This window comes from Microvirga sp. jy35 (assembly GCF_056148915.1).
Map to the genome: position 1 here is coordinate 1 of NZ_JBWBEW010000010.1, position 21,747 is coordinate 21,747.

Annotated in this window: 14 protein-coding genes; 6 read left to right on the top strand and 8 right to left on the bottom strand. The window is 60.9% G+C overall.

The window, feature by feature from the left end:
• On the bottom strand, positions 1–6,212 hold a 6,212-nt coding region (locus AC0QTX_RS10090; RefSeq protein ID WP_474603705.1), incomplete at its 3' end, for a peroxidase family protein.
• Positions 6,213–6,681: 469 nt separating this feature from the next.
• On the opposite strand from AC0QTX_RS10090, the gene AC0QTX_RS10095 reads away from it, so the two are divergent.
• The 4 genes from AC0QTX_RS10095 to AC0QTX_RS10110 all read left to right on the top strand — a co-directional run bounded on the left by AC0QTX_RS10095 (position 6,682) and on the right by AC0QTX_RS10110 (position 12,849).
• Complete coding sequence (locus tag AC0QTX_RS10095; RefSeq protein WP_474603706.1) at positions 6,682–8,025, top strand: sensor histidine kinase; 1,344 nt, start codon at positions 6,682–6,684, stop codon at positions 8,023–8,025.
• Positions 8,015–8,674 carry a response regulator gene (locus AC0QTX_RS10100; RefSeq protein ID WP_474603707.1) on the top strand — a complete coding sequence of 220 codons (660 nt, stop codon included), beginning with the start codon at positions 8,015–8,017 and terminating at the stop codon, positions 8,672–8,674. Before AC0QTX_RS10095 ends, AC0QTX_RS10100 begins: the two co-directional genes overlap by 11 nt.
• A gap of 329 nt (positions 8,675–9,003) precedes the next feature.
• Positions 9,004–9,672, top strand: a complete 669-nt coding sequence (locus tag AC0QTX_RS10105; RefSeq protein ID WP_474603708.1) for a LuxR C-terminal-related transcriptional regulator — start codon at positions 9,004–9,006, stop codon at positions 9,670–9,672.
• A gap of 324 nt (positions 9,673–9,996) precedes the next feature.
• Positions 9,997–12,849 carry a peroxidase family protein gene (locus AC0QTX_RS10110; RefSeq protein WP_474603709.1) on the top strand — a complete coding sequence of 951 codons (2,853 nt, stop codon included), beginning with the start codon at positions 9,997–9,999 and terminating at the stop codon, positions 12,847–12,849.
• Between the two features lie 95 nt (positions 12,850–12,944).
• On the opposite strand, the gene AC0QTX_RS10115 is transcribed toward AC0QTX_RS10110, so the two are convergent.
• From AC0QTX_RS10115 to coxB, 3 genes are read right to left on the bottom strand one after another with little or no spacing between them, the layout of a single operon-like run.
• A complete protein-coding gene (locus AC0QTX_RS10115) occupies positions 12,945–13,304 on the bottom strand; it encodes a hypothetical protein (RefSeq protein WP_474603710.1) in 360 nt (119 codons plus the stop codon).
• The gene (locus tag AC0QTX_RS10120) at positions 13,304–15,871 is read right to left on the bottom strand and encodes a cbb3-type cytochrome c oxidase subunit I (RefSeq protein WP_474603711.1); all 2,568 of its coding nucleotides are present in this window, start codon (positions 15,869–15,871) and stop codon (positions 13,304–13,306) included. Before AC0QTX_RS10120 ends, AC0QTX_RS10115 begins: the two co-directional genes overlap by 1 nt.
• Positions 15,868–16,899, bottom strand: coding sequence for a cytochrome c oxidase subunit II (gene coxB, locus AC0QTX_RS10125; protein WP_474603712.1), 1,032 nt, complete (start codon positions 16,897–16,899; stop codon positions 15,868–15,870). Before coxB ends, AC0QTX_RS10120 begins: the two co-directional genes overlap by 4 nt.
• Before the next feature lie 45 nt (positions 16,900–16,944).
• On the opposite strand from coxB, the gene AC0QTX_RS10130 reads away from it, so the two are divergent.
• Entirely contained in the window at positions 16,945–17,913 is a 969-nt protein-coding gene (locus AC0QTX_RS10130) for a cytochrome c oxidase assembly protein (RefSeq protein ID WP_474603713.1), read from the top strand.
• Between the two features lie 103 nt (positions 17,914–18,016).
• A complete protein-coding gene (locus AC0QTX_RS10135) occupies positions 18,017–18,466 on the top strand; it encodes a c-type cytochrome (RefSeq protein ID WP_474603714.1) in 450 nt (149 codons plus the stop codon).
• On the opposite strand, the gene AC0QTX_RS10140 is transcribed toward AC0QTX_RS10135, so the two are convergent.
• The 4 genes from AC0QTX_RS10140 to nrfD are packed head-to-tail and all read right to left on the bottom strand — an operon-like array spanning position 18,463 to position 21,747.
• Complete coding sequence (locus AC0QTX_RS10140; RefSeq protein WP_474603715.1) at positions 18,463–19,413, bottom strand: hypothetical protein; 951 nt, start codon at positions 19,411–19,413, stop codon at positions 18,463–18,465. The two genes, AC0QTX_RS10135 and AC0QTX_RS10140, sit on opposite strands and share 4 nt — an antisense overlap.
• The gene (locus AC0QTX_RS10145) at positions 19,410–19,907 is read right to left on the bottom strand and encodes a c-type cytochrome (protein ID WP_474603716.1); all 498 of its coding nucleotides are present in this window, start codon (positions 19,905–19,907) and stop codon (positions 19,410–19,412) included. Before AC0QTX_RS10145 ends, AC0QTX_RS10140 begins: the two co-directional genes overlap by 4 nt.
• Positions 19,898–20,437: a DUF3341 domain-containing protein gene (locus AC0QTX_RS10150; RefSeq protein WP_474603717.1), complete on the bottom strand. Its 540-nt coding sequence runs from the start codon at positions 20,435–20,437 to the stop codon at positions 19,898–19,900. The genes AC0QTX_RS10145 and AC0QTX_RS10150 overlap by 10 nt, the downstream gene beginning before the upstream one ends.
• Positions 20,434–21,747, bottom strand: a complete 1,314-nt coding sequence (nrfD, locus tag AC0QTX_RS10155) for an NrfD/PsrC family molybdoenzyme membrane anchor subunit (RefSeq protein WP_474603718.1) — start codon at positions 21,745–21,747, stop codon at positions 20,434–20,436. Before nrfD ends, AC0QTX_RS10150 begins: the two co-directional genes overlap by 4 nt.

The window sequence follows — 21,747 nt, forward strand, 5'->3', positions numbered from 1 at the left end:
TCCTCGTCGATCTCAATGATCGAGAGATCACCGTTGTCAGGATCGTAGTCGTTGGCGAGCAGCAGGGCTGCGGTCAGTTGGAGAGTTTCTCCCTTCTTGATCGTGAAGCGGTCGTCATTAATGATGGGCTTGTCGGTGCCGTAATGCTCGTCGTCGTCGTGATCCTCGTCTTCGTCCTCATCCTCGATCTCACGCTCCTTGAGGATGGGGTTGCCATCGCTCTTGTAGGTGATCGAGTGATCGTCGCTGGTTAGGGTGGTGGTGCCGTTCGCGTTTACCGTCTTGGTGTAGCTCCCGACGGTGAGACCCGGCGCCAGCTCGATCACGTCCTGGTCCCGCAGCGTTCCGACGATGACGTCGTTGCCGCCATTGGACTTGAACACGATCCGGTGAGCCGACTGCAGCGACGTGATGTCGACCGTGTCGTTCCCATCGGTTCCTTCCAGGGTGATGGTGCTGGTCAGCAGGCTGGTGCCGGCAAAGGTCCCGACCGGGATGAAGGTGTCGCCACCGCCCATGCCATTGATCACGATCTCCTCGATGTTGTCGAGTTCGGCGATGATCGAGGCATTATTGGTGCCGTTGCGGGTGATCACGATCTCCGTGTTAGCGTTCAAGCCCGTAAAGCCGGCAGCATCAGCCGCCGCCCGCGAGTAGATGCGGTAGGTCTCGGCTGTGCCGTCGCCAATGATCTTCACCGTGTCTGTACCGGCGCCGCCATCCATCCGGTCGCGGCCGTCGCCAGCCGTCCAGTAGATGGTATCCGTGTCGTTGCCGGCATTGATGACATCGTTGCCTGCACCGCCCACCAGCAGATCATTGCCAGCTCCGCCGTTGAGGGTATCGTCGCCGGCAAGGCCGAACACCGCCTGCGAGCCGTTGGCGCCGCTTGCACCGTTCACAGTGTTATTGCCGGTGGTGCCCAGGGCGACACCATAGTTCACTCCGTTGAAGCGCAACGTCTCGATGGTGCTGAGCGTGTCAGTGCCCTCGGCGCCGGTCAGGTCGGTGACAACCAGATTGGTGCCGCTGGAGCCCAGGGCAAACTGCCCGACTGCTCCGGCGTACACGGCGGTATCCGTATTCCCGCCGCCGTCGAGCCGGTCGTTGCCTGCCCCGCCGTTGAGGTTGTCATTGCCGCCTGCGCCGTTCAGCGTGTCGTTGCCGCCGTTGCCATTCAGCGTGTCGCTGGCACCGGCACCAAAGATGATGCCACTGGTTCCATCGGCGATGTCGTCGCCGGCCGTACCATTGAAGGTGTTTGCCAGGAAAGGGATGGCATTCCAGTCATCGCCCACGACACTTGTCGATGCAGAGTAGATAGTCTCCACATTGCCCTTGCCGTCGGTGAAGCTGACAGCAACTCGCAGGATGTCACCCACTTGGCTGCCAGCGAGGAGGCTCTCGTAAGGAGTGAACGACGCGCTGTTGGAATCACGCGCCACATTGCTCCAGGTTGCTCCACCGTTCTCAGAAACCTGCCACTGGTAGCTGAGCGCACTGGCGATCCCGTCCGCATCGGCAATGCTGACAGGGGTTGCGGTCAGCGGTTGCCCCTCGGTCGGGGTCATGTCGCTGATCGTCACGTTGCCGGTCGCAGGCGTGTTGAAGAACTGACCGATATCGAACTCGCCATCAGCGAACCGAAGACGCTCGATGTTCCACAGCTTGTCTGTGCCGTCGGAGACCAGGTTGGCGCCGCCGGGAGCGTTGCCCGCATCGAAACCCGTATGGGAGACGATGTAGGATCCGTCCGTGCCGCGCGTAAAGGTGTAGTTCTCAGATACATCCGAGAACACCGCGACGTCCGTGTCACCGATGCCATTGTCCTTGACGATCTCACGGACGATGGAGAGCTGGCCCGGATTCAGGGTCGCGTTGAGCATGAGCGCGTCGAGCGTCTTGCTGCCGAACTGCGCAACCGCACCCGCTTTGAGCACGCCTTCCACGAAGTCGCTGGCAAGATAGACTTTACCGCCCATCCTCTCGGCCGTGTACGTCTGCCCGTTCGCCTCGATCTTGATGCGCACGTTCAGCCACTTGTCTCCATCTATCACGTCGTTGCCGCCGCGGCCCTCGATGACGTCTGAGCCGCCGCCGCCGAGCAGGATGTTGCCGTCGTCAAAAGCGATCTGGGTTTCGCGATCGCCCGCCGTCGGTGCGCTGACCCAGTCGCCCAGGAGAGCACGCATTCCGTCGATGCGGTCGACGCCGGCCTGAGTAAGCTCCTGCTTGGCCATGGTGCCTTCCGCACCCGCCAGGCCGGGTGTGCCCTCGACCTCCCCCTCGCCATCCACCGCCGAGCCGCGGTCGTCACCTTTAAGGACGTCGTTCTTGTCCCAGCCGGACAAGGCTTCGACCTGATCATAGCGGTTGCGCAGGATGTCCTGCTGGTCGGTGGTGAAGATCGGACGCAGGAGGTCGGCATCGGCGGCCTCGTTGCTGCCCTTATGGATTGCCCAGTCGAAGCCCCACATGCCCTCGTTGCGCATGACGCTTTCGCCCTGAACCATGATGTCGTCGCCGGATTCGGCGTCGAAATCATGCTCGTTCTGGCCGGCGAACATCACGTCGTGGCCGATGATGGTGGAGTTGAAGAACAACTCCGAGTTGTCGCCGGCGGTGGTGTCGAAGCCATTGCCTGCTTCGAGCCAGTCGTCGCCCTCGTTGCCGAGCAGGAAGTCGCCACCCTCGCCACCGAGGATGAAGTCGTTGCCTGTTCCGCCGAAAGCCTCCTTGCCGTCCGGTCCGGTGATGATGAAGTCATTCCCCTGATTGCCGAAGATCAGCGCCAGGCCGGAGCCGCCGTGGATGACGTCGTTGCCTTCCTCGCCGTGCAGCATATCGACTTCGCCGATATCCGTGCCCGAGTTGGTGATGATATCATCGCCCTTGCCGCCATGGATCTTGTCCACGCCGTAACCGGCCTCGATGGTGTCATTGCCGTCCATGCCCCAAACCGAGTCGTCGCCGCCTCCGGCCACGATCTTCTCAGCCGCGTTGGTGCCCTGAATGAGATAATGGTCGTTGCTGTTGACGCGAAGATACTCGGCGATGCCGTCGTTATTGCCGTCAATGCGTTCGACGAGCTTGCTGATCGCCTGGAGATAGGGGTCGTCGTGCTTCGGGTCTTCGCCGTTGCCAAAGAGCAGCTGCTTGGACTTGTCCATGTACAGGACCTGATCCGGCACCGAGAAGATGTCGCCGGGCAGCGCATAGCCGCTTTCGCCGAGATCGGTGTTGTTCAGCACCATCTTGGCAAGCGAGTTGTTCTCCAGCTCGTTGAGCAGGTTGAGACCCTGGACGCGGGACAGGTAGTAGAACCGATCCGCGTTCTGCAGGTTCTCGAGCTGCAGCTCGAAGATGAAGGAGAAGGTCGAACCCAGCATTCCGCCGAACGCCATCTTCTTCTCGGCTAGGCCGCCTACCCAGAGATCAACATCCTCAAGACCACCGAGCTTACCACCGGCATAAGAGCCTGTAGCGTTGAGGAAGGCGAGCCTGTCTGCAGGTTCACCCTCGCCACCGAAGACCAGCAGCATCGCAGCATCGCGCTTCGCCTCCACTGTCTTAGCGGAAGTGATCGTGCTGTGTGTGCCGTAGGCCGCGATGAAGTTGACGATCGAAGCAGGGTTCTTGAGGTTCAGGGCGAAATCCGTCCAGCTCGTGTATGCCTCCAGCTGCGTGTCGCCGTTTGCGATTTCCTGGAACTGCCGGCGAGCCTCGTTCAGCGGCGGCATGCCCGTCTCACGGCCACGAGCGATGTTGATCGCCGCGAGGTCGAGCGGGATACCGACCAGCTGGTTGCGCAGAACGTGCGTAACGAACTCGTCGATTTCGTTTCCATGCTGAGCCGTCATGCCGCGCACAATGGCGCCAGCGGCGGCATCATGATCGATCGTGTCGGACCCAAATGCCAGGGGGTTGAGGAAGGCGCTGAACAAAGTCATGTCCGACCGGGTGCCATCAGCATTGATGCGGTCAACCGTCTCGTTGAGCATCGAATGACCGAAGCGGTAAACCACGTGTGCGAACTCGGCGAAGATCGCCGGGTCGATATCGGTCTGCGGGTTGAACACGAAGGCATCAACGTCAGGCTGCACCTTGCGGGCGAACTCCTCGAACACAAGGTGCTGGTATTCCATCTCGTTCGTGAAGCGTGCTGCCTGGAAGAGCCGCTCCCCGTCCCACTTCAAAGCAGCGATGTCGGCTTCGGCGGTGGGGAATGAAGTTACATCCACGCGCAGCCACTCGTTCAGGAAGGCGAGGTCGCCCGAGGCCAGGGCCAGATCCTTCACCTGTTCGACCAGGTGGTTGTGTTCGGAGTGGAAGACATGGTGGACGGCGGTGAGGCCGATATTCTCGTTGCCGCGCCCATCACCAGTGATGTAGTGCGCATCGAGCATCTCGTCGTCGTAGAGCCTGTTCAGGGCAACGAAGGGCATGTTCGTCGCGCTCACCGGCTGGGCGGGATTGAAGTCCCCGTTGGCACCAGCCGACGGCGTCGCCGACTGGACATAGAGCGGATTGGTCGCGCTGATCGGCTGGTTAGCGATGAAAGCGGAGTTGACCGCCAAATAGGGCAGGTTTCCAGCGATGTAGCGCGGGTTAGCATCGCTCACCGGCTGCTGGGAGTCGAAGGCCGGGTTCAGGGCCGGATAAGGCTCGGATCCGGGTGTGCCACCCTCTGCATAACCTGGGTTCCCGATCGGAGTGGCGTTGATGCCGATTGTGCCATTCGCGTCAGAATACATCTTCTGGCCGCGATCGTTCACGGTGTTGGCCGCATGAGCGATGTCATCCAGGAAAGCGTGATCCGTGCGAACCGCGCCAACCGTCTGTCCTGGAGCGATGGTGATGATGGTCGTGCCGGATCCTTTCAGCTGAGTACCGTCGGGCAGATCTATTGCTGACGGATTGACCGGTGTGGTGAGATTGCCTTCCACCAAGTAGGGGGAGCCATCAGGCTTGAACCCGGCGATGATCTGCGGCAGCCCGTTCGGACCGCGAATGAATTCGCCGTAAGGGTCCATCGCGAACATCGGGATATTGCCGACATCAGCATCAGTCAGCTCGAAGCCAAGCTTCTCAAATGCCTGCTTCTTAACGTCTGCCCAAGTCGCAAGACCGCGGGACCCTTCAAGCAGGTCGCCCGTGGCAACCGGCTTTCCGCTTTCGTCCATCTCGTATTCACGCATGAACAACTGCTTCGATGCGGTAGAGCCATAGGTCTGGTTCTGATCGACCCAAGGCGTCGTTGTGTTGTTGGCATTGGTATCGGTGCGGGTCAGCACCATGAAGTTAGTGCGGGGGCTCGCTGGATTGTAGAGCGGGTCGTCCGGGCTGAGCGGGATATAGATCGTGCCACCCTTCTTGGCCACGAGATCGAGCCCGTGATCGAAAAACTGACCGAACAGGGTGAACCAGGAATTGTAAGGAGCCGAAAGGCCCTCGTCCGGCGCTACGTTGGGTAGCAGAACGGTGTTCCCCTGCATTTCGATGCCGTAACCTGCTGCGGCAGTCTTCGCGGCAGCGAGTGCGGCAGGAGCAAGAGCTTCCTTCGCGAGTGCCGCATCATTGAGTTGCGCCCATTCCGGCTTCGGGGCACCGGTAGCTGGATCTCGTGCTGCATTGGCGGCAGCCCGGGCGATGGCTGCATCCTTGACAGGCGCGTAGGCATCATTGATTGCGTCCATCGCAACCGAAAGGGCTGCACCGGATAAGCCGGCATGCACCAGACCGGCATAAACCGCTGCGGGGTTGCCCAGAGTCTGATCGACGATCAGGTTGGAGATGAGACGCGGGTCTGCATCGACCACGCTGCCCGACTGACCATAATTGTTGTTCTGATCCACCAATGGGCCAGCACCATCAGGGATTGTGGCGTCGCCAGGCACGTAGTTCGGATGCGGCATCGCATCGTCATCCTCGTCGCGCCAGTATGGATCCGTGATCCGAGGGAACGGGTTATCGGAAGAGCCCCACCCGTCGCGATCGAGGGACAAGTTGTTGAGGCTGCCGTCGACGGTACGGAGACCGTAGGGAACAAGCGGATCACTGATTGCGAGGACTGCACCGGGTGCGTTCGCAGACACGACATTCCCATTCGCGTCAACATAGATCTGCGACAGCGGCGTTCCGCTGGAATGCGCCTCTGCAATCTTGATCTGCTTCAGGATGAATTCGAGATCGTGCTTAACAAGACTGACCATAGCTGTCCCCTCCGGTTTTGGTGCCGTAATGTTGGCGGCACCTGGACACATTCTGGTCAGATTTATGGATCGTTAACTACAGGGTCTGAAGTCCTAGGAGCGGTGCCGGCACCAAGGTCCGATCATGGTCTCCTGGTCACCTTGGACCTTGGTCGGTGTACCGACTATGGTCTTATCTTTTGCCGATCGCCCTTTGAAGCACGCATCAGCCTGAGTGTCTCGCTTCTGACGATAAGCCTATGAATTTGCAGGTCTTGATGCAAGCCACTGACGACGGGCTAGGACAATATGCGAGACAGCCCGGCGGCCCTACCTCTTTGGGATAATATTTACCTGTTGGAGTACCAAGATCTACTTTGATGAAGTCCTTTGCCTTGGCTGCTCAAACGGGTGCCAAGGTTCGGAGGGCTGGGGGACTGCTACTTTGTTCGCTTCGAATGACAGAAGCTTTGATCATGCTCCAGAGGGCATGCACACGCGCGGGAAAACTCTTTCCGGGCAATTCCTCGTCATGGCTTTTGCGGTGATGGTGGTCGGAATGATTTCCATGGGCGCTTTGGTGTCCTGGCGGATCGAGAAGAGCGTAACCACCGTCAAAATTGCGTCAGCGGCCTTTTCGGTCAACAATTTCATTACTCCTCACATTCAGGAACTCGCCTCAAGCGATCAGCTCTCACCGGCGAGGATTGAAGATCTCAAGCACGCTGTTGATCACTCTGGTCTTCGCGAGGAAGTGGCATCTTTCAGGATCTGGAAACGGGACGGGCTTCTCGCCTATAGCGACGGGACTCAGATCGGCAGCCGAGAACTGCCAGAAAGCTCCTTTGCGTCGAAAGCATGGTCCGGAGCCGCTCAGGTACAGTTCGACGATGACGGTCTCCCTGTTATCAAGACTTTTGTACCGGTTCGCGATCGGGCAACAGGATCGATTATCGCGGTGGTGGAGTTGCATGAAGGTATAAGCGCGCTGGATTCGGAGCTGGTTGCCTCGAAGTGGCAGATCTGGCTTGCGACTGCGTTGATCACCTTGAACATGATGGGTTGCCTGTTCGTTATCGTCGCCCATAGCGGCCGGATCATCGATCGGCAACGCCAGGCCTTGGTTGAGAGGGTCTCCCAATTGTCCGAGCTCCTTCAGCAAAACCGTCTTCTGCAGGAACGCATTCAGCGAGCCGCTTGCAAGGCAACCGAAGACAACGAGCGCCTCCTCCGCCGAATGGGGTATGATCTTCACGATGGCATCGCCCAGTTGATCAGCCTGGCGCTCCTGCGCCTCGACAAGATCAAGGGCTCGCCGCAGGAGCGCGACAACCTGCATAGGATTCAAAAAGCCCTCTCGGATGCGCTTGGCGATATCCGGAACATCTGCAAGGGACTGCTCCTCCCGGAGGTTCAGAGCATGACCCTCAAGGAAGCGCTCATGTTCATGATCCGAACCCATGAACGCAGGACGGGAACAACCATCGACTGCACTATTAAGGAAATTCCGGAGCAGGCGCCTGAGTTCGTCAAGATTGCTCTATGTCGCTTTATCCAGGAGGGCCTGAACAACGCCTTCAAGCATGCAGGCGGCCGAGGGCAACGGATCGACATTGCATGGGATGGCGCCCGCATCATGATTGAGGTCGCAGATCAAGGTCCGGGCATCGGCGATATCGGCGCAAGCATGCGTGGACCGGGGCTGGGCCTGACAGGCCTTTGGGATCGTATTGAGAGTATTGGAGGGGACGTGACAATGAAGAGCGCACCGGATGCGGGAACACGCATCACGGCTTCCCTTCCCCTCGCGTTGGAGATGTGTGATGCAGCGTAAGATCCGGGTGGGGGTTGTGGATGACCACCCTCTTTATCGCGATGGGGTGGTATTCGCCCTTGAGTCCGAAACAGACATAGAAGTCGTAGCTCAGGGGGAGACTGCGAACGATGCCTACCAGATCGCTCTTGGCCAGTCTCCCGATGTGCTCCTGCTGGACATGAACATGCCAGGAGGCGGCATCAACGCGGTTGCCAAGATCGCTCTGAGGTGTCCTTCCACAAGGACACTCATGTTGACGGTCGTCGATGACGAGGATGAGGTGCGCAACGTCCTCAGGAAGGGGGCCCGCGGCTACCTGCTAAAGGGGACGAGCAGTTCCGAGCTGGCCAATGCGGTTCGCGTGGTCAGCAAAGGTCAGAGCTATATCTCCCCCAGCTTTGCCGCGCAGCTCATCATGTCGAGAGGCGCCGAGGAAGTTGATACGAGAGAGACGACGGGCAGGTTTCCCGAGCTGTCCGGCCGAGAAGAGCAGATCCTGCTGCTGATCCATCGCGGTCTCAGCAACAGGCTCATCGGCGACGAGCTGGGTCTGACCGAGAAGACGGTCAAGGGTTACGTCACCAACATCATGGAGAAGCTCCACGTGCGGAACCGGGTGGAAGCGGCCATGATCGCCGCGGAGCGGACTTCCAGCAGGAACCAGTGACGCAGGCCATCCGGTGAGGGATTTCCCCGGATCGGGTTGCCAGGGCCTTGCCCCCCTGAGTCATGTTTTGCACGATGGGGCCCGGCTGCTGTCCTATTCTATGCGGTCTGACGCGTTCAGGATCCCCCGGACCCCCTGCGCCCACCTACCCCTTTCGAGCTAGTACCTAAGGGGAAGGTATGACGTCAGCCCCACAATTTATAGTTATTGCTAAGCATCTTAAGGATTTATTATCCTAGGACTAATGGCGGTGCTTCTGACAGCATCAATTGGTGGATGAATATTTCCCTGAGCCATCTGACTCACTCTATTGGAACTGGGGGGCTCCAATGAAAGAAGGCATGCGTGTCTGCGTGGTGGACAAACACCCGCTCTTCCGCGACGGCGTGATCCTCGCCTTGAGCTCGCAGGCGGATATCGTGATTGTCGGCCACGGGTCTACGATCGAGGATGCGATCCTGCTTGCGCAGGAACATATTCCGGATGTTGTCGTGATCGACACCGGGACTCTCGATCGGGGGCTGGATGCAATTCAGGCGATTCTTCAGCAGAACCCGAATATCGGCATTCTGTTTATCGCCGAGACTGCTGAGGAGGAGCATGTTTATGCGGCTCTGAAACGGGGGGTTCGCGGCTACATCCTGAAGGGTGCCAACCGTGCCGAGTTGCTTCAGGCCGTCGCTATGCTCGGCCAGGGACAAAGCTTCATTTCGCCAAACCTTGCGGCAAAACTGCTCATGCGCTCAGGCCCTGCCCAATATGTTGAGGTCAAGGCCAGCAGTCCGAATCTTCCGCACCTTACGCCTCGCGAGCGGCAGATCCTTTCCATCCTCGTCCAGGGCCGCAGCAACAAGGAAATCGGCAACACCCTCGACTTGAGCGAGAAAACCATCAAGCATCATCTGACCAACATTCTCCAGAAGCTGCGCGTCCGCAACCGCGTAGAAGCCGCCCTGATGATGTCCAATCACATGCCCCAGCAGCAGTCCCTCTCCTGAGTCAATTCAATGATGCGGGTGGAAGACAGGCGCATGCTGCAATGAAGGCGAGAGGCTCAACACAGCGCTCTCGCTGCTCGTTCGATTCGCGGCAGTCCCTTGGATTTTCGTAATCAAGCCATCTAATGTCATCGCGGGACTTCGCGATGACCAGGGCTCGTCAAAATGGACTGAGCCTTCGGGCTCATGGACCCGGAATACCCCTCCCGACTTTCGTCCAACCTCCTCTCAGACCTTCGCCCGCTCGACGTCAGCCCAACTAGCCTTCCAGACGTTTGCCTCTCAGCATAGGCGCACCATTCGGCCAAACGCGGAGGGAGTGCGATGGCTTTGCAACTCGACAACGAGGACCTTCGGGACATTCTTCAGCTCGTCCGTACAGGGCAGATTCGTGATTCCAGCGGGTACGGCAACAACAGCAGCAACCCGAATTGGGGTACTGCCGGACAACAGTTCATCCGACTGACGGATCCGTACTACACCGATGGCGCGACGGGCATACGCACGACGCTGAACACGCCCCGCGCGATCTCCGACATCATCTCCAATCAGGACAACGATGGCGACGGAGCCGAGGAGAGCATGCCGAATGCATTCGGCGGCAGTGCCTTCCTGACCTTCTTCGGCCAGTACTTCGATCATGGCCTCGACTTCGTCCCGAAGGGCCAGCCGGGTGTTGTGCAGATCGGCTCGGACGGCTTCCCGATCACTGCATCGCGTGCGAACTACGCGCCCGGCACCGGTATCGATCCCGACGGCGTTCCTAACAGCGGCGATGAGATCGCGGCCCAGCACGTCAACATGACCTCGCCGCACGTAGATCAGAATCAGGTCTACGGTTCCCATGAGCAGGTCACGGATCTCCTGCGGAAGTGGGAACAGGGTCCAAACGGCCCGAAACAGACGGCCTACATGCTCACTGGGGAGATTGACGGATCCGGCCGTGCCTTGCTGCCGACCCTCAACCATCTCCGCGAAAATTACCGCATCATGACTCATGGCCAGGAGCTGACATCGTCGGACATCTCGAACTACGACGGCGCTGGCCATGCCCTGCTGCTCGACTTCATACCGTCCTTTGTCGGGAATATCCCTTCCAATGGGTACGACCTCGACAAGATGGGTCATTACTACATCACCGGCGACGGGCGGGCGAACGAGAACGTCATGCTCACGTCCATGCATACGATCTGGGCACGCAACCACAACTTCTGGGTCGATCAACTCAAGTCACGCACCAGCGGCGCATGGTCCGAGGAGGAGTATTTCCAGGCTGCCCGCATCATCAATACCGCGGAGTACCAGCGGGTGGTGTTCACGGAATTCGCCGATGCAATGGCAGGCGGCATCGAGCCGGGTGAAAACGAGCACGGCTTCGACGGGTACAATCCTGCCGTCGATGCCTCCATTTCGGCGGAGTTCGCTCACGTCGGATATCGCTTCGGCCATTCCATGCTCAACGAGACAGTGAGCTACAAGGACGCCGGCGGCCAGATGCATGATATTTCCCTTGTGCAGGGATTCCTCAGCCCGGACAAGGTGGCAGAGCTCGGCATCGACGAACTTCTTCTGGGAGCAACCGGGGTCGCACACCAAGCCATCGACGTGGATGTTGTCAACGCCCTGCGCAACCAGCTCGTCGGCCGACCGCTTGATCTGGCTGCGCTCAATATCTTCCGAGGGCGGGATACGGGAATTGCGCCCTTCAACTCCGTTCGTGAGCAGCTCTATGAGAAGACGGGGATCGCAAGTCTGCGGCCCTATTCCGGCTGGGAAGACTTCCAGAAGCGGAACGGACTGACCGACGACTTCATCAACCAGCTCAAGGAGGCTTATCCGGAAGGCTTCGGGGCCATGGATCTGTGGGTCGGCGGCTTGGCGGAGAAGCCCACCAAAGGGCAGCTCGGCTCGACCTTCGGCTATCTGTTCCTCGAGCAGCTCGAGCGCCTGCAGGATGGCGACCGCTTCTACTACCTCGAAATCCTCGACGACAGCCTGTTCGAGGACAGCGGACAGACCTTCGCCGATATCGTCATGCGCAATACCGGCATTACGGGCCTGTCCAATGTGTTCAAGGCCTCATCGGGCGGCCAGACCAGCGGCAGCCGGATTCCGCGCGAGGAACCGGTCTATCATTCCCCGACGGATATCTCCCTTTCGAACAGGTCGATCAAGGAAAACTCTGCGGCCGGCACCATTGTCGGCGCCCTCTCGGCGGTCGATGCGGACGCGGGAGATACCTTCACCTACACCCTGTCCGGACCGTCGGCGGGGCTCTTCAAGATCGTCGGCGACAAGCTCGTGGTGGCGGATGCAGCCAAGCTGGACTATGAAGCGGCCAATTCCCACGACATCACCATCAAGGTGACGGACAATACCGGCCGCTCCTACTCCGAGACGCTGACGATCAACGTCCAGGATGTCTCCGAACCGAAGCCCGAAGTACCGACACCGCCTCAGCCTCCGAAGGATCTGGAGGTCAAGGGAACCCATGGACACGACAACCTCTTTGGCGGCAACGGCCACGATCGTCTGTATGGCCTCAAGGGGAACGACAGCCTGGACGGCAAGGCCGGCAATGACAGGATGTACGGCGGTGACGGCGACGACCTCCTTCGCGGCGGCACCGGGGCAGACTGGATGTGGGGCGAGAAGGGCAATGACACCTACGAGGTCGACAACCGCAAGGATGAAGTCGTCGAAAGCCGCGGCCACGGCATCGACACGGTGAAGGCTTCCATTTCGTACTCTCTGGGTAAGAACGTGGAAAACCTGACCCTCGTCGGAACGCAACATCTCAACGGCACCGGAAACGAAGGCGACAACTGCCTGACAGGGAATTCAGGCAACAACATCCTCAAGGGGGGCGATGGCCAAGACATCCTCAAAGGTGGCGCTGGAAACGATGTCCTCATAGGCGGCAAGGACAAGGATGGGATGACAGGCGGCACGGGAAAGGACATCTTCGTCTTCGAACGCTCCGGCCACGATACCGTCACTGACTTCCGTGACGGTGAGGACAAGATTGACGTCAGTCGCCTCTCCGGTGTCGACCGTCTGTCCGATCTCTCCATATGGCAGGCCGGTAATGATGCCGTGATCTGGCACAATTTCAGCGTGATGGTTCTGAAGGGCGTCGACGCTTCCGATCTCGGCGGCAGCGACTTCATCTTCTGATGCCCGTCGCTTGAGACCTGCTCGTTCCGCCGGGAATGCTGATCCAGCACCCCGGCGGAAATCTGCATCGATTGCAACAGCATGGAGCGCGCAAGTTAGGCACAGGCCGGCAGGCTCAGTGCGGGAGCGCCCTGCCAGAGAATGAAGACGAGGGATAGGGCGTTGATCAATATCCCGACCTGCATCATGAAGAGCGCCGCGGCAGGAGCATCCGTCTGGTCTGAATGCCTGTATGCCCGGAGCAGCATCAGGAGCAGGAGGACGGTCGGCACGAGAGCCGACAGGGTCGACACGATGATGGTGGCCTGCACGATGCCCAATCCTAACACAGTCAAGTCCGCCCAGCCGCGCCCGCACAGAGTCGATGTCACGGCGTAGATAATCGTGAACTGAAAAGCCCAGGCAATCATGCCGCCGAGCATGACCAGCACCTGAAGCGTCCGTGTTCCGCTCATCAGACGCCTCCGGTCAGCCGCGGGAAGCCATGGACTACAAGCAGGCCGACAAGGCCCTGGCCTACAGTGTAGTACCAGAACAGCATGGTGTTATCGAAGGTTGTCCGGCGCACGCTGTCGAGCTTGCCCGCGAGCCAGCGTGCGATGGTGTAGAGGCCCATGATGAGCGTGGTCAGAACGAAGAAGATCTGCAGGGACATGATCGCGTAGACAGCAGCCCCATAGGCATGGGCGGAGGGGCTCAATGCTGTTCGCCATTGCGCCCAGAGATCAACGGCCGACGCACCGCCCACGACCAGCAGGGCCAGCCCGATCAGCAAGGGCACCGAGCGCGGCTTGCGCCGATCCTCGCCTCGCAGCTGCAGGCTGGCGACGGCAATCAGCACTACGCTGGCGCAGTAAAGGAGAGCGGTTAGAGCGGGCCAGATCCAGTCAGGAAGCCGAACGCCCTGCGGCGGCCATGCTCCCGGGTTCACGAGCCAGAGGAAGAGATAGGAGAAGATCAGGCAGGTGAAGACCATGCCGGAGACCACCATGAGGACGATCATCGCCCACCAGGAATGATTCATCGGCCCTGTGACGTAGACCGGAACGACGATGCCGCCGCCGATATCGGCCGGAGGGCAGATCGGCCCGGGATCGGTCTCCCAAAGCCACCAGATCACGCATCCGACCGCCAGAACACCGCAGATCGTCGCCGTGAACACGAATTTAACGGTCAGGAGCAGGAAGAAGGCCGCCGTGAACACCGCAGCGAGCACCGGCTGCCAACCGGGTCCGGGGATCTGGAGGATATACTGGGGCCGAGCATCAAAGGGGCTCGTCACCAGCGCTTCGCGTCCTCCGGTGGCGGTTCCCGGCAGGTAATATCGGCCATCTTCTACATCCTTCGACAAGTTGGGCTGATCCCAGAGAGGGTCACGGCTGACGACGGCTGGAATGCTGCGCGTGGCATAATTGCCGTTCGGCAGCCATTCGAGCGTGCCGGCGTTCCACACATTCCCGGCATTGTCCTCGCCAGCGAACCGGAAATTGCGGGCCATGTCGAACAGGAAGAGCGCAACGCCCGCGGCGAGCATGAAGGCTCCGATGGTGGAGACGAGGTTCAGCTCGTCCCATCCCATGCCGACTGGGTAGGTATAGACGCGCCGAGGCATGCCGATCAGGCCGGTGAGATGCATGGGCAGGAACGTCACGTTCATGCCGAGGAACATGAGGCCGAAAACCCATCGCCCGAGCCGTTCGGACAGGGCCCGTTTGCTCGCCACCGGGACCCAGTAATAGAAGGCGGCAAAGAGCGGGAACACCATGCCGCCGATGAGCACGTAGTGCAGGTGGGCCACGACGAAGTAGCTGTCGTGCGCCTGCCAGTCGAACGGCGCCATGGCGACCATCACACCCGTGAGGCCACCAAGGGTGAAGATGAAAAGAAAACCGATAATGAAGAGCGACGGGGTCGTCAGCTTCATGCGCCCGGACGCGATGGTTGCGATCCAGGCGAAGACCTGAATGCCGCTCGGAACCGCCACCGCCGTGCTGGCAGCCGAGAAGAAGCCGAGGGACATCTTCGGCAGCCCGGTTGCGAACATGTGGTGCACCCACAGGCCGAACGAAAGGAAGCCCGTGGCGATGAGGGCGAGCACCACGAGGCGGTATCCTACCAGCGGCGTCTGCGCCATGGTGGGCACGATCATCGACACCATGCCGGTGGCCGGCAGGAAGATGATGTAGACCTCCGGGTGGCCGAAGAACCAGAACAGGTGCTGCCACAGCAGCGGGTCCCCGCCCCTCTCGGTGATGAAGAACGGCCAGTCGAAGGCCCGTTCCATCTCGAGCAGCAACGTGCCGAGAATGATCGCCGGAAAACCAATGACGATCATGGCGGCGAAAACCAGCATCGCCCAGGAATAGACCGGCAGCTTATCGAGGCTCATCCCGACCGCGCGAGTCTTCATGACCCCCACGATGATCTCGATGGCCCCCGCGATGGCGGAAATCTCGATGAAGCCGATGCCGAGGAGCCACCAGTCGGCGTTCTCGGCAGGCGAGTACTTGGTGCTGGTGAGCGGCGGATACATGAACCAGCCCCCATTGGGCGCCATCCCGAAGAAGATGGTGCCGAAGAACACCAGTCCACCTACGAAATAGGCCCAAAAGGCATAGGCCGAAAGGCGCGGAAACGGCAGGTCGCGGGCTGCCTGCATGTTCGGCAGGAGATAGACGCTTGCCGCTTCCACGGCCGGAACGGCGAAGAGGAACATCATCACCGTGCCGTGCATGGTGAAGAGCTGGTTGTAGAGATCGTGGCTGACGAGATCGCTTTCCGGCGCCGCCAGCTGCGCGCGCATGATCAGCGCGAGAATCCCGGCCAGGATGAAGAACAGGAAGGCCGTTCCCACATACCACAGGCCCACATAGGTGTTGTTGACGGCGGTAACGAAGCTCAGCCAGCGTGGCGGCTCCCAGGCTTTCTTGAGCGCCTCGAACTCGCCTTCCGGCCGCGGCACCGGGTTTGGCAGCTCGATCTCCCGGCGTTCAAACGATTTCGGGAGCTCGGGTGCGTTCATTTCAAGCTCTCCAGATAGCTGGCCAGGGCCCGCAGATCCTCACCTGTGAGCGAACCATAGGACGGCATCTTCGCTCCCGGCTTGATGTGCTGGACGTTGGCGATCCAGCCGGCCAGCGTCCCGACATTGTTCGGGAATTGACCTGCGCCGATGGTGCGCCGGCTTCCGATGTGGGTGAGATCCGGCCCGAACTGCCCATTGGCCTCAGTGCCGCGCACCACGTGACAGGAGCCGCAGCCGCCGCTTCGGAAAAGATCGCGGCCTCTTGCGACCAGCGGGATTGCCGGCGCGGGCGCGGGCTGCGCCTGGGCCCTTCGCCATGCATCGTACGCATCGGGCTCCATCGCCAACATGTCGAAGGCCATGCGGGCATGCTGATCCCCGCAGAATTCGGCACAGACGCCGCGATAGACCCCGGGCCGATCCGCCGTGAAGTTGAAGCGGTTGATCCGCCCCGGGATCATGTCGATCTTGCCGCCGAAATTCGGGATCCAGAAGCTGTGGATCACGTCGGCTGCTGTTACGGAAACAGTGATCGGCCGTCCGATTGGGACAACGAGCTCGTTCGCCGTCGAGAACTCCGCCTCATCGCCTTCGGCCGGATAGCGCACCCGCCACCAGTACTGCTCGCCGATCACCTCTATCTGCAGCGCGCCGGGCTGAGGGACATCGGTGTCCCGCATGACGATGAGCCCATAGGGAAGAAGCAGAGAGAGTATCACGATCGGAAAGGCCAGCCCGCCATAGACGATGGTCCTGCGGGTCCCGAGCCAACCTCGACGCTCAGGCGGGGCAAAGATCGCGTAGAGCAGCAGGGCTGTCACGAAGATGAAGATGAGGGTAGCCCCCACCGTCATGATGACGGTGAGCCAGTAGAGCTGCCAGGCATCGCCCCCGGCCGGATCAAGGGCCGATTGTACGCCGCTGCAGCCTGCGAGCCCCAGCGTCCACGGAAGCCCACCCATCGCGCGCATCGCAACGGGGTTCAGCCGCCCTCGGAGGCGCATCAGGGTCGATTCGTGGTCCATCCGCCCTAGGTTATTCCTGCATGCATTGAACGGAAAAGCTTGGCCGTGAGACTTGGTTCCCGAAAGGCATCCCTGAACAGGCCCCTCAGGATCGAACTAGGTCTCGCGGCCGTCCTTGCCACATTCTCGTTCGCGTTCCCTGCCCATGCCCACGGCACAACCCCTCATTCTGCCGAAGAGCTCTGGACAGCATGGCATGCGGATCCGTTGATCACGATCCCCCTTTTCGCATTGTGCCTGCTCTTTGTCCGGGGTGCTTGGCGTCTGCGGCGGGACCTCGGACGGCTTCTGCCGGGTTTCGGTGTACGCCAGATCGTCTGCTTCACCTTGGGAGCAATCGTTCTCGTCATCGCCCTCCTGTCGCCGCTCGAAGCCGCATCGACAGCCTTGCTATCCGCCCACATGGTGCAGCACATCCTCCTGATCGCAGTCGCTCCGCCGCTTCTCGTCCTCGGCAAGCCCGAGGTCGCATGGATCTGGGCGCTGCCTGTGCATTGGCGGCGCGGCATGATTCGGCATGGCCCGTTCCAGTCCCTAACGGCGACCCTCTCGCCATTAGGGAGGCCCGTCCCGGCGGCCCTGATCCACATGGCTACCCTGTGGGTTTGGCACAGTCCGATGCTCTTCGATGCCGCGGTCGCCTCAGACGGACTGCACTGGCTCGAGCACGTCATGTTCTTCGGCACGGCGCTTCTGTTCTGGCGCGCCGTAATCAAGGCCCATTCCGGACGGGAGGCCGCAGCAGCCGCACTCATCGCCTGCTTCGTCACCCTGCTCCAGAGCGGCCTCCTGAGCGCCCTTCTCAGTTTCGCACGCGAGGCCCTGTATCATGCACCCGATACGATGGGCTGGGGCTTGACGGCTCTGGAGGATCAGCAATTGGCAGGAGCCATCATGTCCCTTCCCATGTGCGCCATCTATCTTGCCGCCGGCCTCATCATGGCGCTCCGCCTCCTGACGCCGCCTGGGGCGGAACGGACACGACGCTCGCCGGTTGCCCCTACAATATCCTGAAGCAGAGCCGATGATCGTCCGCCCCCTTCTCCGAGCCCTGACGCTGATTGTCCTTGCTGGGCTTTCCGCGTGCAGTGACACTCAGGAAGAGTCTTCTCGCCTCATGATCGTAGACGGTGAGCCGGAGCAGGGACATGCGCTCATTCAGGCTTATGGCTGCGGCACCTGTCATACGATCGAGGATGTCCGCGGGGCCCGGGGCAGAGTGGGACCACGTCTTGAGAGCTACGCCCAGCAGCACCTCCTCGCCGGTTTCCTGCCTAACACGCCCAGAAACCTGATCGCATGGCTGATGGATCCCGTGGCCCTGAAGCCTACCACCGGAATGCCCGCGCAGGGCGTGACCGAGGCAGAGGCGCGCCACATCGCCGCCTATCTGTATTCTCTGGGACGCGAAGGAATGCGAACCTACCCGCCCGATCCGCCTCTTCCGTTGCGCGATGATGACAAGTCCGCAGCCGACTTCCCGATCCCCCCGGCCAATCACTCCGAAAGCGATATCCGCACGCGCCGGATCGTTCCGAATCCCGAAGGGAACGCGCCTAGGAGCTAAGGCTCCTCCGCCGCTTCTTCGGCATAGCTTGGAAGAACGCGCATTACGGCCGCGTAGGTGACGATCCAGAGAGCGGCGACAACGAGGATCAACCCAAGACCGAGCCAGGAAGGCTCTCCCCGCGGCTGCAGAACCCAGATCATGTGCGTGCTGTGATGCAGCAGCGCCAGCGCGCTGCCCAAGATCATCGCGATGCGGCTCACCCCGGAAGGCACGAGGACGATGATGGCGGCGAGCATGAGGGCATAGGAAATCCCCAGGAGGATCAGGTTCCCGTCAGTGGAGCGCCTCAGGTACCACGCGACCTCATGCGGCAGGTTCGCAAGCCACACGATCAGGAACTGCGCAAACCATGTCCAGGCCGTGAGCAACAGCAGGGTCAGCAGCGCGCGCTCGAGGCTCGCCATGCGCTCGGGAGAGGCAGGCTCGGTCTTGAGGAGCGTGATCAGGATGGCGCTCGCAAGAGCAGCAAGAACCTGCCCCAAGCCGAAGGCGAATCCAAATAAGCTCGACCACCATTGCGGCTCCCGCGACAACACCCAGTCATAGGCTGCAAAGGTCATCACCGGTGTCAGCAACGCGAGGCCTATCGCGCTGGCTCGACGCAGGTGCCGGGTATGCGTCAACCAATAAGCCAGCCCCGTGCAGATCAGGAGATAGGCAGCGCTCCGGATCATGAAGAAGCCTGGGCTCAGGAGGCTAGCCCGAGCGGAAGGCAGGCCGGCAGGCCTGCCGACCCAGGGGAAGAGTTCGCTGAGACCGAACGCCAGCACGATGCCGAGGAGCAAAAGCAGAGGGAATGTCAGAGCCGCGGCTTCAGCTTCAGTTCGCACCGGCGCGAGCCAGTGCTCATTCATCAGATGCCCGATCATCAGCACCACGAGGCTACCCATCGCAATGCCCGCAAGGGCCACGAAGACGATGTAGAGGGCCTCCATTGCGCTCATGGGTTGGCGACCCCCTGCCCCGATGCTGCCCCGATGCCGCGAGCCTGCAGCTCCTTGACGTAGTGGGCGATCGCCCAGCGGTCCTCCGGGAGAACGCGGTCGGCATAGGGGAACATCCGGCCCCTGCCCTGGGTGATCACCTGCACGATCTGTTCGGGCGTCAGTGCCCGAAGGCGCTCCTCGTGGTAAGAAGGCGGCGGAGCAAACCCACGGGATACCACAGGCCCGTCCCCGCGGCCGCTCACGCCATGACAGGGGGTGCAGAAGACCCGGAAGCGCTCCTCGCCCCGTGCGAGCAGAGCGGGCGTTCGCTCCGGCCCCGGCGGTGCGAGTGCGGCAGCCTGAGCAGACGTCCCCCTCGCGATGGAACCGGGCGGCACGGGCACATAGCCCCTTTGCACGGTGCGCGTGGAAGCGACGGCCTCCCGCTCCTCCGTTCCGGTATCGCAGGCGGCAAGAAGGAGCATGCTCGCGATGGCTGCCGCTAACCGCACTCGGAGACCTCCTGGACCGCCAGGGGCGAGAGCGTTCCAAAGAACTCACGAACGGTGGCGCTGTCGAAGATCGGGTCATCCTGCATGATGCAGAGGAAGAACCGGTCTTCTGAGGCACGTTCGAAACCCGTCACCGCGAAGACCGGATGATGCAGGCGCGGCAGCCGCAGGATCAGGAGCAGGCCGATCAAGGTCGCAGCGCCTGCCCAGAGGATCGCGACGATCATCGAAGCGGGGATGAAGGCAGGCCAGCTGTTGAGCGGCCGCCCGCCGACATTCAGCGGGTAGTCAACCGCATTCATCCAGTACTGCGAACCATATTGAATGAAAGCTCCTGCGAGCCCTGCGATGAGCGCAATCCAGGGAATCACCGTCGTGCGAATACCGAGTTCCCTGGCCAGATCAGGGAGAGGGAATGGACTGAACGCGTCGAGCCTCGTATAGCCGGCGCGCTTGGCAGTTCTGACGCCCTCTATGAGTGCCTCTGGGGTCTTGAACTCCGCCATGATGCCATAGGGCTGTTGCGTCATGAGGATTTCTCCTCGTGCTCATCATGGCGCGTCTCGAACATGGAGACTACGGGCAGGAAGCGGACGAAAAGCAACAGAAAGGCTGCGAATAAGCCGATCGTTCCCAGGAACAGGCCTGTTTCCGGCAGGGTCGGACTGTAGCCGCGCCCGATGGATGGGAGATAATCGGTCTCAAGGCCGCCGACGATGACGGAAAAGCGGTCAAACCAGATGCCGACGCCAATGGAAATGCCGACAAACACCCCGCCGACAGTGCTCAGGCGGGCGCTCCTGAACCAGAACAGTTGCGGGATCAGGACAGAGTAGACGATTGCTGTCCAATAGAGTCCCGCATATTGACCTGTGATCCGGGTGAAGGTTGCCTCCTGCGTCAGTCCACCCGACAGAACGGCGGCCGCGATCTCATCGATATAAAGATAGCCCGACACCAGGGCGCTCGCGAGAACCAGCCTCCCCAGGATGTCGATGTCGCCTTGGTCGATGTAGCGATCGAGCCGCAGACCCCAGCGGATGAGCACCGCGACGAGGAGCACGATGGAAAGACCTTGCGCCAGGCCAGTCGCCACGAAGTGGAGCGGCTGGCGCGTCTCGTGCCAGTCGGGCACCAGGGTCACGGCAAACTCGAAGGCAACCGTGGTCTGCATGATGAGGATCAGGGGCAGCACCAGGATGGCGACGAGGCGATAGGCTCTCTGGTGATAGGCCCAGTGGCGTACGGAGCCGCGCCATCCGAGGGCGAAGACGCCATAGATCCGCTGCGCGATCGGGCGCCTGGCGCGGTCGCGCAGGGTCGCCAGATCAGGGATCAGGCCGACATACCACAGGAGGCTCGTGACGATCACATGGGTGCTGATGGCCCAGAAGTCCCAAGTCAATGTGCTGCGGAACTGCGGCCAGACCTCGAAGGTCGCCGGATAGGGAAACGTCCAGTAGAACAGCCATGGGCGTCCGAGATGGAATATCGGGAAGATGCCGGCGCAGATGACGGCGAAGAGAGCAACGCCCTCCGCGAAGCGGTTGACCGCCGTGCGCAGGTCATGCCGGCGCAGGACCAGGGTGGCGGCAAAGAGGCTCGCCCCGTTGGCGATGCCGATCCACCAGGCATAGTTGATGAGATCGAAGCCCCAGACGTATGGGATGTTCACGCCCCAGACGCCGACTCCGACGATCGTGACGGAGATGAGCGTGTAGCCGAGGAGCGCGACAAGTCCACCGGCAGCCAGTAGCGCGAGCCACCACGCCCGGCCGAAATGCGGGGAGAGAGGAACATCGGCCACAGGGCTCGTTACTGCATGGGCGTCGCTGCTCAT

Bases quoted from the DNA above. Each gene is read 5' to 3' on its own strand.
- AC0QTX_RS10115 (WP_474603710.1), bottom strand. From the start codon at position 13,304: ATGAGCGGAACACGGACGCTTCAGGTGCTGGTCATGCTCGGCGGCATG.
- AC0QTX_RS10140 (WP_474603715.1), bottom strand. From the start codon at position 19,413: ATGAGCGCAATGGAGGCCCTCTACATCGTCTTCGTGGCCCTTGCGGGC.
- AC0QTX_RS10150 (WP_474603717.1), bottom strand. From the start codon at position 20,437: ATGACGCAACAGCCCTATGGCATCATGGCGGAGTTCAAGACCCCAGAG.
- AC0QTX_RS10100 (WP_474603707.1), top strand. From the start codon at position 8,015: ATGCAGCGTAAGATCCGGGTGGGGGTTGTGGATGACCACCCTCTTTAT.
- AC0QTX_RS10105 (WP_474603708.1), top strand. From the start codon at position 9,004: ATGAAAGAAGGCATGCGTGTCTGCGTGGTGGACAAACACCCGCTCTTC.
- AC0QTX_RS10135 (WP_474603714.1), top strand. From the start codon at position 18,017: ATGATCGTAGACGGTGAGCCGGAGCAGGGACATGCGCTCATTCAGGCT.
- nrfD (WP_474603718.1), bottom strand. From the start codon at position 21,747: ATGAGCAGCGACGCCCATGCAGTAACGAGCCCTGTGGCCGATGTTCCT.
- AC0QTX_RS10110 (WP_474603709.1), top strand. From the start codon at position 9,997: ATGGCTTTGCAACTCGACAACGAGGACCTTCGGGACATTCTTCAGCTC.
- AC0QTX_RS10095 (WP_474603706.1), top strand. From the start codon at position 6,682: ATGCACACGCGCGGGAAAACTCTTTCCGGGCAATTCCTCGTCATGGCT.
- AC0QTX_RS10120 (WP_474603711.1), bottom strand. From the start codon at position 15,871: ATGAACGCACCCGAGCTCCCGAAATCGTTTGAACGCCGGGAGATCGAG.
- coxB (WP_474603712.1), bottom strand. From the start codon at position 16,899: ATGGACCACGAATCGACCCTGATGCGCCTCCGAGGGCGGCTGAACCCC.